The sequence below is a fragment of the Nostoc sp. genome (genome assembly GCF_036917315.1).
Lineage (GTDB): Bacteria > Cyanobacteriota > Cyanobacteriia > Cyanobacteriales > Nostocaceae > Nostoc.
This window is the reverse complement of the sequence record NZ_JBALDR010000064.1, coordinates 122166-136300: the sequence shown is the minus strand read 5'-3', so window position 1 is coordinate 136300 and position 14135 is coordinate 122166. Positions and strand designations below refer to the sequence as shown.

The window sequence follows — 14135 nt, the reverse complement described above, 5'->3', positions numbered from 1 at the left end:
GTAGGATACATGATCCTTAATTATTGCCCTATTATTAGCATCACATCTGTATGACAGGGAACTAAATCAATGTATAAATTACTAATCGTTTTTACCGATGTCAGTTGAAATGTCTTCGAGTAGCAATGAACTAATATAACTATTAGCAAATCCCGAACAAAGTAATACACAAAATCCAGCAATTAAGGATGTAATCATCTTCGTAACCTCATCTTTTCTAGTGCATGTGGGTGTAAGTTAGGCAGGTAATGGTACTCAGAGATACAGGATTTCAATTAACTAACTTTGGTCTGCTAGCCAATCAAATATTTTTCCTAGCTGTTCTAAATCAACGAAACCATACTGCCAAAGGAGCATCGGGAGCGGGCCATTTTCTAATTCACGGTGTCGCAGAGCTACAGCAATATCGGCATTTGAAAGTTCAAGTTCATTGTGCAAAAAATTGAGTAGTTTTATATCTCTGTTCCGAGTCGCCATAAGTGATTGAACTTTCAATTTCTTAATTTGGGAAAAATTTAAAAATCAGAAATTCCAATTTATATTTAGGAATTTCGCATTTTTAATTGTTGCTATATGTCAGGAAAATTTCAGATTAAGTAGACCCAACAAAATCTAAACTCCGTCTAATCCATCTCAGTCTGCAACAAATTCTGCTAGCCGACAGTAGCTTCAAACTCTAAACCTATTTGAGCTTTGTGCATCTATGGACAAAAAGGATGAAGTCCAGTACTTGCGTCATGAATTCAAGATTAATCGTGCCTAAATTAGGTCTTTTTGAAATAATCATGACTCATCACTGTAATGCCAGCAACGCTCTAGCCATTCTAATAATTCGTGACGAGAAGCAAGAAGTTGCATAACTGTACTACGAATTAGAATTGCTTCCAGCAAATTGTTCACTTGCACTCGTAAAGAACCATCGGGGGGACAAGAGCAATTAATTTTTAACTCTTGCAAACGATGATAGATTCGCCAGCGATCGCTCAAAGGAATCTGCAAAATGTGATTTGTCATTAGTCATTTGTCCTTTGTCATTTGTCCTTTGTCAGTTGTCCTTTGTCATTTGCTAATGACCAAGGACCAATGGCTAATGACTCTTGACTTGTAAAGTTTGCAGTTGTTTTTCGAGTTCTTCGATGCGCGAGAGCAAAGAACGAATCACGGTTGCTTCCACATCGGGTAGCTTTCCATGTTCTAAAGGAGAAAGGCTGGCGCTATCGTTGCGAGAAATAATTCGACCAGGGATTCCCACAACAGTGCGATCGCTGGGGACATTCTGCAAGACAACCGAACCTGCGCCAATACGGACGCGATCGCCAATTTGCAGATTACCTAAAACTTTCGCACCCGCCCCAATCACTGCATTTTTGCCGACTGTGGGATGACGCTTACCAGTTTCTTTACCAGTTCCGCCAAGGGTGACGCCCTGATAAATCAGTGTATAGTCGCCCACGATCGCAGTTTCGCCAATGACTACTCCCATTCCGTGGTCGATAAACACGCCCTCACCAATCTCTGCACCTGGGTGAATTTCAATACCTGTCAAAAATCGCCCCAAATGAGAAATTAAACGGGGGATAAAACCGACTCCTCGACAATGTAACCAGTGAGCAAGACGATGCAAACATAGCGCGTGCAATCCAGGGTAGCAAAACACCACTTCTAGCCAATTACGTGCTGCGGGATCGCGCTCAAAAATAATGCGAAAATCACTCAATAATGGCTCAAAAAAAACGCCAGAGAGAAGATTTTTCAGCATGGATGTACGGGCAGAATCCTGCGTTTTGGTAGTTGGGCGATCGCTAATACTGTCTAAAGACTGTTGCATCGGTAATGTCTATCTGGTAAAAGAGTCATCTGCTATTTTTATGCTTATATCAGCTGACTTCCAACTCGATAGAAAACCCAATGCTGATTGGATTTATTGGATTGATTGAGGTTGTACTCAAACGCCGAAACCCCCACTCCAGATAAACTTAAAATTTATCTTGGGGTAGGGGCGCTAGTATTTAATGATAGGGGTACTAGTATTTTTGGGGCAGGGGTTAAGAATTTCTGTTCGCGCTACAAGAAACTTTACCCGTAAGCATTTGCTAAGATTTTATCAAGATATTTTGCAATATATTAAGCTGTACTCAGATGCACTCAAATATGAATTTGGTAAGGCTATAAATCTATTTTCTGTATATCCTATTACTATTAGTATCTTATTATTTGGATAGACGAAAGACAGGTTTCTTTATTTTCTTTTAGGATTTGCTGTCTGTATGTATGTATACGTTTCAAAATATAGTTATCGCTCATCATAACTGTTTTCTTATTATATAGATGTGTGGGAATAGCGATCGCAAAATCTTAGAAAAGCAGAATAGGTAAATGTTCTCATAGCAATTAGACTTATTGCATGAATTAATGAGCTTTCACCCTAAATCCCTCTCCCAAGCTTGGGAGAGGGACTTTGAATTTGTCTCCCTTTCTCCCAATTTTGAGAGAAGGGGTTGGGGGATGAGGGCTAGTTTTGTATTCGTGCAAGAGTCTATTAAATAATTACTGATTCCTGTCTGCCAAGACAGGTATATTACACTACACACAAAAGCTGTAGAAACTTGTTAATGGAGTTCAAAGACTCATTAATGGAGTTCAAAGCCTCTTTAATGAGTATCAAAGACTCTTTAATGGAGTTTAAAGACTCATTAATGAGTATCAAAGACTCTTTAATGGAGTTTAAAGACTCATTAATGAGTATCAAAGCCTCATTAATGGAGTTCAAAGACTCATTAATGAGTATCAAAGCCTCATTAATGGAGTTCAAAGGCTCATTAATGAGTATCAACGACTCAAGAACCAGATGCAGCTTTAGCTGGTCTACCTTTGATAGCTTTAAAGCGTTCGCCTAACTGTTCAGCAACAGTTTTTAAGCCTGGGGTCTTTTTCGATGCAGTCTTCACGTAATCATAAACAGTCAAACTGCTAGTCATAGCTTCACTACCGACTGCCATTAGGGTATCATCTACTTGTTCGGCTAGTTGCTGTACTGAGATTAAAAGTTCGGTAAGCGCACTGGCTAATTGGTAATCCCGAATCAGTTCCTCAACGTCAAAAGTGGCTGGAAGGATTTCGCGGTTTGATTGAGCAGCAGTAACGCTATTATTTACAAAGGCTAGGCTTTTATCGCCCATTTTTACTAACTTACGCCGTTCTTCAGTGCTGAGAGTAATTAGAAAGGGCATCTTTCTTTGGACTGTCTGTAGCGCGGCTTTAATTTCTTGGATATCTTGTGGCGAAAGGGTGGCTGCAATATTTTGATAAGCCATGATATATTTACCTTGGAAGTTCTAATGGTGAAGTAGCAATAGTTGCTAAGTATAGAATTCCCATTGGTAAGCGCGATCGCACATCATAACCTATTTATTTATCTGTTTTAGCGCCGATGCTGAGGGATACTGACCAGATGCAATCAAAGCTTGTCGTTCTATAATCCTTTCATCGCCGTTAAAATCTAGGATGCGTGCGGTAACTTCACCGATATCTGTTTGATGCTGAATTACAGCCTCATCAAGTCGAAAATGCTCACCCCAAAAGTCTCTGCGTGGGTTAAAAAACCGCACAAGTTCGCCAGTTTGCCAATTAATTGACCCCAAATCCGTGCCTTTTTGTAGGTTACAGAAAATACAGGCATAGCAGAGATTATCTGCTGTTGTAGCGCCGCCGTGTTTGACACTGATTATATGGTCAACTTGACAACCCGACGATCTATCTTCTTCAGAAACGAGACAATACTCGCAAATATGCTCGGCGCGATCGGCAACTAAACGCCGCAATTCTGCATTAATATATGGACGAGACACTTTGAATACTTACTCCGCGCTGATGTACTGGCGAGCTTTTGCTTTTGCTAGTAGCATAATATGCTCTAGCGTGAGGAAATGATTTAACTCTCGCTCATCACTTCCTGTAAGACCTTCAGTTTTTGCACGGTAAACGAGATCCTCTAAACGGTCTTTGGCTGCATCCGAGAGTTTGAAATCGATAACGCTTTGGGGAGTGGTTCCAGCAGCAATAAACTCTATAATTTCATCGTAGACTTTGGCTGTATTTACAGATGTGTTCATAAGTTACCTCTTTAATTCCTAAATTTTATGCAACTTCCAAAGACTTTCCTAGCGTCTTAGGCTCTGGTAGAGTTTCACCATCAGCTAAAGATAATTCAATCAGCATTTCTAAAACTTCTTGAGCATTTTTAAGAGCGTCTTCATAAGTCTCTCCGTGAGTGCAAGGCTGCATTATATGCGTAAACTCAGGTAGTAAAACCACATAACATTGGTCTTCTTCTGACCATTGAATCACGATTGTATATTTCATTCTTCTGAAACAGAATTACGAATTGTTCTCCAGTTTTTTACCTGACCTTCAGCAATATCTTTTTTACCTCTTTCAAAGGATTCAATAAATCCAGGGATATCAAGCAACTCTTGGGTAGCGTCTTCACTCTCCTTATCTGCTAGATATGCTAAAAAATCAGCAACCAGTTGTAAGCGTTCTGAAGATAATCTATCTAGATATTGGTTGATTTGCTGACGAGCTTCTGGGTTATTCATATTTTTGCAACTCTTTTACTTCTCTAATTGTGCCAACTTCTTCTGAGCAAATTCCCGCACTTTTTTATCTGGGTCATTCTCTGCTCTGTCGTGTAACAGTGGTAAAGTCTGGGGATGCTGAGGAAATTGCTTGATAATTATCTCTAGTGCAATGCGCCGAGGGTTAGTGTTGCTGCTTTGCTTACGCTCAAAAGGGTCACGGAAAGCGCAGTTGTAGTAGGTGTCAAATAACTCAGGTTGATATCTGAAGTGCCTAGCTAATACTTGGATGGCTGCACATCGCACATCCGAATCATCATGTGTGGTTTGGTCTTGAAGGAATGTACAGCTATTGGGGCCATCTGGAAAATTACTGGCTAATGTTTCAATGGCTGTAAGTCGTACATTCTCAGATTTCTCAGTAGTGGCGTAGTCTTGGAAGATTGCCTTACTATCGAAATCATCTGAAAAATTGCTGGCTAATGCTTGAATGGCTGCAAAACGTACATCCTCATTTTTATCATCAGTGGCGCAGTCTTGAAGAATTTTACAAGTATTGGGGTCATATTTGAAACTCCTAGCTAATGTTTGGATGGCTGCAATTCGTATGTTCTTAGATTTATCAGCAGTAGCGCGGTCTTGGAGGATTATACAAGTATTGGGGTCATATTTGAAATTCCTAGCTAATGCTTGAATAGCTACAAGTCGCACATCCTCATCTTTATCAGCAGTGGCCCGGTCTTGGAGGATTGTGCAAGTATTGGGGTCATATTTAAAATTCCTAGCTAATGCTTGAATGGCCACAAGTCGCACATCCTCATTTTTATCAGCAGTGGCACAGTCTTGGAGGATTGTGCCAGTATTGATCTCATCTGGAAAATTGCTAGCTAATATTTCAATGGCTGCACGTCGTACATCCGAATTATAGTCACCAATGGCACGGTCTTGGAGAATAGTATGGGTGTCTGGGTCATTTGGGAAATTCCTAGTTAATGCTTGGATGGCTGCAAGTCGCACATTTTCAGATTTATCAGCACAAACGTGAGCTTTAAGCATTGTGCAGGTATTGGGGTCATCTGGGAAATTCCTAGCTAATGCTCGTATGGCTGCACATCGCACATCAGAATTATCAGCAGTGGTGCAATCTAGAAAAAAGGTTTGAGTTTCGGGATCATTTGGGAAATTTCTAGCCAGTGCTACAATGGCTGCACGTTGCACATTTTCAGATTTATCAGTAATGGCGCGGTCTTGGAAGATGATGCGGGTATCTGGGTCATCTTTAAAATTCTTGGCTAATGCTTGGATGGCTGAACGTCGAACGTTTCCCGATTTTTCAGCAGTGGCCAGGTCTTTAAGCCAGTGTAATGTATCACGATTATCTTTCCAAATTGCACCGACTGTTGCAACTGCTTGAGTACGAATTTCCTGAATTAGCTTAGTTTCTTCTTCATCTTCATAGGGGACATAATAGTACCAAAGGTCATATTTAGTTAAGTCTTTTAACTTACCAAGTAATTTATTAGCCGTTGACGCGATCGCCGAGCGATTTCTCACCTCTACAAGACACTTAGCCGCTAAAAAGAGATTGACAAACTTTTCCTCTTCGCCATCTTGCGCCATTAAATAATCAAGAATCTCCCCAACAAATCTTGGCTCAATCATTCCCGCAATTAGCAGCAAGACTTCATGCCAACTTTCATCTTGCCAGTGTTTGCCAAAAACTTCATTCTTAAGTTCCTCAATAGTCAGAGTTTGCGTTTCTTTAAACTGCCAGACAAACTCCCAAGCACAGAAATATTCTAAAAATGTCCGATGTACAAAAGCATAATAATCTGCACCTAGGAAACATAACATAAAGTTGCGAGTCCGCAGTTGATTAATCATCACCCGCGCCGCTTCTCTGGGTTTATCAAACTCTATAGTTTTAAGATAATCAGTCAGAACTTTGACTAAATCATTTTCATTAATCAAATTACCTGCTAAACCTTTCTCACCAGTTTGCATAAGATAAGCAACCTGACGCAGCATCGCTTGCTTATCCTTATAATCAATAGTCTTCGGGTCTAACCTCTTATCTTCTGTCAAAGCGCGTTCCACATCCCATTGATGCAGCAACACCCGCGATGCTTGATCGTAAAGTGTAGCTCTATCTCTTGGTAGCTCTTGATTCCGATTAAGAATTGCCATCATCGTCAACAGCAGAGGATTTCCCGCCAATTCTGCAATAGATTTGGAAGCTGCAATTCCTCTTTGTAGCCGTTCCCGTTTTCTCACTTTATCTACTGCATCGGTAAAAGTTAACTCATGCCAACGGTAGATAAAATCCTGAATTTGTTCTGAGTCTAAATCTTGTAATATCAAGTGGCGAAACTCAGCATTAAGCAATCGTTGCGGTTTATAACCAACAATCCGAGAAGTGACAATTACCTGCACATCAGGATAGTCATTAGTAAAGCGATGAATATCAGTAATTACATCCTCTCGCTTACCAGGGTCAAATACCTCATCTAACCCATCAAACATCACTAAGGCATTACCAGCTTTTAATTGTTTATCTAGTTGAAGCTGATTGAGATGAGCAATTACACCACTACATTTATGAAAGAATTCTAGAAAATTATTGCACTCTTTATCTTCCCGTCGCCGCATATAAGTGCGTAATTCAATTAGCAACGGAATTGGTAATGATATAACATTATCCAGTGGAGACTCTGCCCAATTCAAAGCCAGAAATTGCAACAATGTAGACTTACCCGAACCAGGATCGCCCAAAATCACAATATATTTATAATCTTGCTTTTTATTGACAACATCTAAAACTGAACGTATCGGCTGTTCAAAATAAACCCGTTTGTGGCGTTCTAATTCTTCTAATTCCACTTCTGCTTCTACTTGGTCACTTTCTCGCAGCCGTCTAAGATGTTCTTTAGGAAGTTCGTGAACTTGTGCTAAAACTTGATGAGTTTCCCGGACATTTTGAGCAGTAAAAATTTTCCATAATTTCAGTTCGTTATAGGCATAGCCGCTAGTATCTAAGCTATCTAACTTGAGATTGCCATAGCCTTCGCGGATTCCTTCTTGATATTTAACTAAATTAAAATCTACAATAACACCAGCAATTTCTTTGGTATTTATTTCAATATCAGATAACTTTTGTAATTCTAGGATATGCTGTAATTCTTTTGAATCTAAAAGAAGCTCTTGGACTTGTGTAAAATACTGTTCTGTAAATGATTGCCAGTTAAACTTAGATGGCAGAGGTTTTAATTGCAGCCTGTTCCAACTATCTTCTAGGGTTTTAGCGTCTAGAGATTCACAATTAATATCAAAAGCCTGACCAAGAATTTTTGTAACCGACTTATCGCTGATAAATTTCTGGATGTCTGTGGTGTACTCTTTAATCTCAGTTTCAGCAAGTTTGCAACGAACCTTTAACTGCTGCTGCATGAGTTGCAAAAATTCCTTTAAGGCTTTACCAGCAGCAACTTCTATGTCTTCCTTCTTAAGTTTCTGGAAAATCTTGCCAGGGATGCCTTTTAATAAATCTTTAGCCCAATCTTTAGCAGCATCCTTGGCTAAGTCTTCTAGAATTGGTTTAAAAATCAACCCGGTGGCCTGAGTTACACCCCAAAGAGCTAACCATTCCAGCATAATACTCGCTTCTGTTGAGAGTTTGATTACGAGTATATCCACTAGCTGGAGTAATGTTTCCAGATTTCAGGGAATTTGGAAAACCTCTCTCTAAATCTCTCTCCTAAAAGGAGAGAGACTTTGAATTTTCCCCCTTCCCGTGTCGGGAAGCAGCTGAGTTTGGCGTTAGTTTTTCAGATTAATTGGAAATTACGATGTCTACTACAGGCTAGGCCATAAATACGAAAGATTTCAAAGGATGCGGTATTGTCATACTTAATCCATTAACTTAAGTTTTGAGATGCGATGTCTACGATGGTCACTGAGCTTGTCGAAGTGCGGACTGCGCCAACGCAATTTTCCCCACACACAGCACGCTCACTCTCGCTACAACCATGAGCCACGGCTATTTATACCAAGGGATATGTGCAATCAATCACCACTATTTGAGAAAAACCAAGTCCTCAGCCTTGGGTTTTGCAAACAAAAACTTGGCTTATTGACCGAGAAGGAAGGCTGTTAAGACTATCTGCATAATGGTTTCGAGGCTAAGTAGCTTGAGGAATATTTTAGTTGACAAGAGCGATCGCTCTGCCTTTTTTATAACTCTCGGTTGATGAATTTTTTGATGAATTAGAAAAAATAGCAGTAGATAAAGATATTTTAAGTCTTTCCAAAAAATAACACCCCTGAGTTAACTTTGTTCAGACTCTCGGTCAAATCGGCTAGCCGAGAATGATGTGTAACATAAATCACTACCAAGCTAGAGGGAAGTTCAAAATGGTTGCATCTACTCTAAAACCAACACAGCTACTTGGACGCATACTATCCGCATCGCTAATTAGTTTGATGTCCTTAGAGGTTCTTAGCACCGCAACGATCGCTCAACCGCCCCCTGCGTCTGTTGAAACCAAGCTGAAAGTGCCTAGTACAATGACCTCTTGGCCCTTTAATACTACCCGTTACTTGAAAGTGCCGCCCAACTTCTCCGTCTCTGTTTATGCTCGCATTAACAAAGCTCGCTTTATGGCAGTTGCTCCCAATGGGGATCTTCTAGTATCACAGCCCAATTCCGGTAAAGTGTTAATTGTCCGGTCAAATGGCAGCAAAGACCCAATTATTTCTGACTTCGTAACAGGTCTACGCAAACCACATGACATTGTGTTTCATAAGATTGACAACACCACATACATTTATATCTCTGAGAGTCATCAAATTAACCGCTTCATCTACAACTCTGGAGACTTAATCGCGAAAAATCGTCAAATCGTTGTAGTTGGCTTACCAGACAGCAGCACACGGGAACTCAAAGGCGCTTATGGTCACGAACTGAAAAATATCGCACTTGATGCCAACCACAAACTCTACGTGTCGATCGCTTCTACGTGCAATGCCTGTAAGGAAGATACTGTCAGCATTCCAAAGCGTGGTGCGATTTACCAGTACGACGCTAATGGAACCAATCAGCGGCTTTTTGCCCAAGGTTTACGTAATGCCGAAGGGTTAGCGTTATTACCTGGCACAAATGACCTTTGGGTAGTCGTTAATAATCGAGATAACATCGCCTATCCTTTCAACGATAGCAGTGGCAATTACGGTAAGATTATCGCCTCCTATGTAGACAACCACCCACCAGAGGAGTTCACGAAAGTCCGAGATGGCGGTAACTACGGTTGGCCATTCTGCAATCCCAATCCCGACACCTCAAATGGCCTCAACAATATGCCATTTGACCGCGACTATCAGTTCAATGCTAATGGAAGTGTTAATTGCAATGCAATGGACAGGATTAGCAAAGGTATCCAAGCCCATTCCGCTCCCTTAGGATTAACATTCTTACAAAATACTAATTTTCCCAGCCTATACTCAAATGGAGTAGTAGCAGGGCTGCATGGTTCATGGAATCGGCAGAAGAAAACGGGCTACAAAATAACTTACTTTCCCTGGAACAGTACGACAAAGACCCCAGAGCCGGAGATAGATTTAGTCACCGGTTGGGTAGTTCCAGCAACGCAAGAAACCTGGGGGCGACCCGTAGATATGGTAGTAGACCAGCAAGGTAATTTGTTAATTTCGGATGACTTCAACGGCACTATCTATAAGCTTTCCTACACGCCGTCACAACAGGTTAAGTTCTACAGAGACCCTAACTTTGGCGGAATTTCCCAGTCTTTTCCTACGACTCCAGGAGTATACAAATCCAACCAAGGTGACTTAAATATTGTTGGTAATGACACTATTAGTTCATTCAGCGTACCACCGGGTACGCGGATACGTGTGTGCCAACATATAAATGGTAATGGTTTATGCCGTGAATATACTAGTGGTGATTATAAATCCCTTGGAAATGACCTTGATAATATCATCTCGTATATAGAGGTGAAGTAGCACCACTCAGCGAATTTTAGATGTTAAATTTTGGATTGAATACTTTAAAAGTGTTCTACTGAACGCTTACGCCGTAACCCTCCGGGGAAGCAAGCTATGCGTAGCGTTCCGCAGGAAAGTCCAAAATTTAAAAAGGTCTGATATCAAGTCCGGTTAATCACTTATGATTACCGGATCTGTGCAAAAATCGGAAACGCCTCTTTCCCTCTGCTCCCTGCGGTCTAAATTATAAGTCTTTCGCCGGACACGAGATGAGACGATGTTCGGAAAGTCAACTAGAAACTGCGATGTCTACGACGGGCTGCGCGATCGCAATTTTCCCCACTGCACGCCCAGTTTCGCTATAATTATGAGCCGCCGCTAGTTCTTGTAAAGGATATGTGCGATCGATTACCACACGAATTTTACCCGCTTCAATCAATTCTTTGAGAAAAAGCAAGTCTTTAACGTTAGGTTTTTCAAAGAGAAATTTCGCTTTTTGACCGGGAATGAATGCTGTTAAGACGCTCTCTAACAAGACTTCAGGGCCGGGTAGCGTGGTGATATAAATTCCATTGGGTTTGAGGACTTTTTTGGTTTGTGAGAGCGATCGCTTACCCACTGCATCAAAGATAATGTCATACTGCGCTGTATCTTCGGCAAAATCTTGCTGCGTATAATCAATCACGCGGTCTGCTCCCAAAGATTTTACCAAATCCAAATTTTTGGTACTGCTAACTCCCGTCACCACTGCCCCTAAAGCCTTAGCAATTTGCACCGCAAAAATCCCTACACCGCCCGCAGCACCATTAATCAAGACACTTTGTCCTGTTTGAATATTTCCCTGATCTCGCAGTGCTTGCAGAGCCGTAAGCGCTGCTAAAGGCACAGCCGCAGCTTCTTCATAAGATAAGTTCGTTGGTTTGAGAACCACCACATTTTCTGGAACAGCTGCAAATTCGGCATAACCTCCTCCAGGAAAGCTAGTACTGCCGTAAATAGCATCTCCCACTTTAAAGCGCGTGACCCCGGAGCCAACTTCTACAACATCTCCCGCCACATCAAACCCCAGAATCTTTGGAAATTTGTTGCCAGTAATCAAACTCAACATCCCTTGGCGAATTTTCCAATCAATGGGATTAACGCTACTAGCACGAACTTTCACAAGTAACTGCGTTGGCTCAATTTTCGGCTGTTCCACGTCTTCATACTGCAATACCTCAGCCGCGCCATACCGACGGATAACGACTGCTTTCATCACATTCCTCCTGCTACCCTGTTTTGTTGAATTAACTCACACAGCCTGTTTTTCCTGATAAATCTAGTGTAGCGATTTCCTAGAATAGAAATATCAGTCTAAAACTACATCTGTATGCCAGCTAGAGACCTCTATCACAACAATGTTAAAAATGCTTTGATAAAAGATAAATGGATAATTACTCATGACCCACTGACCCTGAAGTTTGGTAAAAAAGATTTGTATATTGATTTAGGTGCTAGACAACTGCTGGCGGCGGAAAAAGCAGAATCCAAAATTGCCGTTGAGATTAAAAGTTTTAGCGGCAGATCGGATGTTGATGATTTAGAAAAAGCCTTGGGACAGTATATTTTATATCACGATATATTAATTGAGTTGGAGCCAGAACGAGTGCTATATCTTGCAGTCCCTAACAGTGTTTTTGATGATTTATTTGAAGAACCTATCGGCAAACTGTTACTGAGAAATCATCGTTTAAAGCTAATTACTTTTGATCCAAAACAGGAGGTCATTAAACAATGGATTATACCAAGTTAGACCACTATCGCCAGGTGATTGAAACTATTCTCAGTGAATATGCTTCACTACCCTATTCTTATGCCAATATTCAATCGGAAGTGGTGTTCGATCGAATCCGCGATCGCTATTTGTGGATGGATATAGGTTGGGATGGCGATCGCCGCATTCACGGCTGTCTGGTTCATATTGACCTGATTGATGGCAAAATCTGGATTCAACGGGATGGCACTGAAGAAGGCATTGCCGCCGATTTAGAACGGGCTGGAATTCCTAAAGAACATATTGTTCTGGGGTTTCGTCCACCGGAGTTAAGACCTTACACTGGCTATGCAGTTGCTTAAAAGTTAACACGGAACATTCTCTTTATTCTTCAGTGATAAGTACAACACCTTCATACAGTAGTTCAATCGGACATTCAAATTCAATGCTCGATAGAGTGATGATATCTCCAGCTATATAGGGATAGTAAAGCCACATCCTACCCTCACCGCGACAATAACGCTCAACGGAGATTTGTTCCGAGTCAATCAAGATATAAGACCTCTTGCAAACTGGGTATTGTCAGATAATAAGTAAATTTTTCACCCCGATCTTTCGCGCTTGTACCTGGGGAAAGAACTTCGGTAATCAACTTGGGGTGTTGAATAAAGTTGCGGGCATTCAGGTCTTCAGGGTCGCAACTGACAATAACATCAGGATAATAGTAGCGACTCTGGGCAGTGAGTTGCATTTTTACATCTGACACATTCACTCGACAACCTCTGGAACGCAAATGAGGGCGTAAGGCAGTGTACAAGTTAAGTGCAATGTCATTATGGGGAATTGTACCGCCTGTCATTGCAAACACTTCGCCATTGGCATATTCGTAGCGAACGTCTTGCTGAGGTTCCCATTCGAGATATTCCTCAACGGTCATTTTTGGCGGCTGTTGGGAAATGGCGATCATAACTTAAGATTTTTTCACGCTTGGTTTGATTGTAGCTAAATAGTATCAGCAACAAAGAGCGGTATCTGGAAAACCTCTCTCCTATAAGAAGAAGAAATATTTTAAATTTTGCCCCTTGCCGTGTTGGGAATGGGGTTTTTTGTTAAGGTTTGTAGTGAGCAATTCAGAAAATTCATTGCGATCGCTCAATCATGTTAGATTATAGTTTGTTGTTTCTCTCAAACACAAAACCTGAGAGTTTCCTACCCATCTCCTCATTGTGGGAATGAAAAAAAAGGGGTTAAAAGTTAAGTTTTTTGAAAATTATGTGCAGCAACACGTCTATTCCCACTAACTCATAGGGCTTGCCAGATAAGGCTTAAAGACATAATTGAACATCATTCTCAAAGAAAAATTAAAAGAATATGAAGTGCATTTTTACCCTCAAAAAAATGATATGTTAGATACAGAATTGAATTTCGCACGTTTCTGGAGTAAAACAATATAGATTACTCCAGTTTTTCACCCTCAAACCCTTGGCATTTATTGCTTCTGACGCAAATTGAGGGCAATCTGAGTACACATTTAAATAACCAAAATCCAAGTTGCAATTAGATTAAATTCTTTGCTGGGATTGGGTTGTGGCTGAGTACAAAGAAATCCTGAACCCCCATCTATAAACACTAGAACCCCAACCAAAAAAGACTAGAACCCCTACCTGAAAAAAACTTTTTTAATTCTTGTAATGCTTGAAGAATTAGGGTTTTTGGTATTTGAGTACAAAAGTAATAAATCCAATAAATTCTATCCTAGAGAGACGCAACATCTGGCTGGGAGACGGCTGCTATAAATCTTATAT

The 14135-nt window shown here is 40.8% G+C and carries 13 protein-coding genes and 1 pseudogene; 3 read left to right on the top strand and 11 right to left on the bottom strand.

The window, feature by feature from the left end; translation table 11 throughout:
• Nucleotides 1–279: 279 nt before the first annotated feature.
• The 9 genes from V7K84_RS29850 to V7K84_RS29810 form a co-directional block, all read right to left on the bottom strand.
• On the bottom strand, nucleotides 280–477 hold the full coding sequence (locus V7K84_RS29850) for a DUF2949 domain-containing protein (protein WP_094349915.1): 198 nt from the start codon (nucleotides 475–477) through the stop codon (nucleotides 280–282).
• A 306-nt stretch (nucleotides 478–783) separates the two neighbouring features.
• On the bottom strand, nucleotides 784–1014 hold the full coding sequence (locus tag V7K84_RS29845; protein WP_334843548.1) for an Asr1405/Asl0597 family protein: 231 nt from the start codon (nucleotides 1012–1014) through the stop codon (nucleotides 784–786).
• A 73-nt stretch (nucleotides 1015–1087) separates the two neighbouring features.
• Entirely contained in the window at nucleotides 1088–1828 is a 741-nt protein-coding gene (gene cysE, locus V7K84_RS29840) for a serine O-acetyltransferase (RefSeq protein WP_334843546.1), read from the bottom strand.
• A gap of 1009 nt (nucleotides 1829–2837) precedes the next feature.
• On the bottom strand, nucleotides 2838–3314 hold the full coding sequence (locus V7K84_RS29835; protein WP_334843544.1) for a hypothetical protein: 477 nt from the start codon (nucleotides 3312–3314) through the stop codon (nucleotides 2838–2840).
• A 90-nt stretch (nucleotides 3315–3404) separates the two neighbouring features.
• Complete coding sequence (locus V7K84_RS29830; RefSeq protein WP_334843543.1) at nucleotides 3405–3848, bottom strand: HNH endonuclease; 444 nt, start codon at nucleotides 3846–3848, stop codon at nucleotides 3405–3407.
• 9 nt (nucleotides 3849–3857) lie between these two features.
• Entirely contained in the window at nucleotides 3858–4112 is a 255-nt protein-coding gene (locus V7K84_RS29825; RefSeq protein WP_334843542.1) for a hypothetical protein, read from the bottom strand.
• Nucleotides 4113–4137: 25 nt separating this feature from the next.
• Nucleotides 4138–4362 carry a type II toxin-antitoxin system HicB family antitoxin gene (locus V7K84_RS29820; RefSeq protein ID WP_334843541.1) on the bottom strand — a complete coding sequence of 75 codons (225 nt, stop codon included), beginning with the start codon at nucleotides 4360–4362 and terminating at the stop codon, nucleotides 4138–4140.
• Nucleotides 4359–4598: a hypothetical protein gene (locus tag V7K84_RS29815; protein WP_334843539.1), complete on the bottom strand. Its 240-nt coding sequence runs from the start codon at nucleotides 4596–4598 to the stop codon at nucleotides 4359–4361. The genes V7K84_RS29820 and V7K84_RS29815 overlap by 4 nt, the downstream gene beginning before the upstream one ends.
• Before the next feature lie 15 nt (nucleotides 4599–4613).
• Nucleotides 4614–8228 (bottom strand): HEAT repeat domain-containing protein, encoded by a 3615-nt coding sequence (locus tag V7K84_RS29810; RefSeq protein ID WP_334843774.1) that lies wholly within the window; start codon nucleotides 8226–8228, stop codon nucleotides 4614–4616.
• 759 nt (nucleotides 8229–8987) lie between these two features.
• Here V7K84_RS29810 and V7K84_RS29805 point away from each other — a divergent pair.
• The gene (locus V7K84_RS29805) at nucleotides 8988–10595 is read left to right on the top strand and encodes a sugar dehydrogenase (protein ID WP_334843538.1); all 1608 of its coding nucleotides are present in this window, start codon (nucleotides 8988–8990) and stop codon (nucleotides 10593–10595) included.
• A 271-nt stretch (nucleotides 10596–10866) separates the two neighbouring features.
• On the opposite strand, the gene V7K84_RS29800 is transcribed toward V7K84_RS29805, so the two are convergent.
• On the bottom strand, nucleotides 10867–11832 hold the full coding sequence (locus tag V7K84_RS29800; RefSeq protein WP_334843536.1) for an NAD(P)-dependent alcohol dehydrogenase: 966 nt from the start codon (nucleotides 11830–11832) through the stop codon (nucleotides 10867–10869).
• Between the two features lie 114 nt (nucleotides 11833–11946).
• On the opposite strand from V7K84_RS29800, the gene V7K84_RS29795 reads away from it, so the two are divergent.
• Together V7K84_RS29795 and V7K84_RS29790 are read left to right on the top strand one after the other, a co-directional pair.
• Nucleotides 11947–12369, top strand: coding sequence for a XisH family protein (locus V7K84_RS29795; protein WP_334843534.1), 423 nt, complete (start codon nucleotides 11947–11949; stop codon nucleotides 12367–12369).
• Nucleotides 12351–12692, top strand: a complete 342-nt coding sequence (locus V7K84_RS29790; RefSeq protein WP_334843532.1) for a XisI protein — start codon at nucleotides 12351–12353, stop codon at nucleotides 12690–12692. The genes V7K84_RS29795 and V7K84_RS29790 overlap by 19 nt, the downstream gene beginning before the upstream one ends.
• Before the next feature lie 22 nt (nucleotides 12693–12714).
• Here V7K84_RS29790 and V7K84_RS29785 read toward each other — a convergent pair.
• Nucleotides 12715–13297, bottom strand: a pseudogene (locus tag V7K84_RS29785) (Uma2 family endonuclease).
• Nucleotides 13298–14135 lie beyond the last annotated feature (838 nt).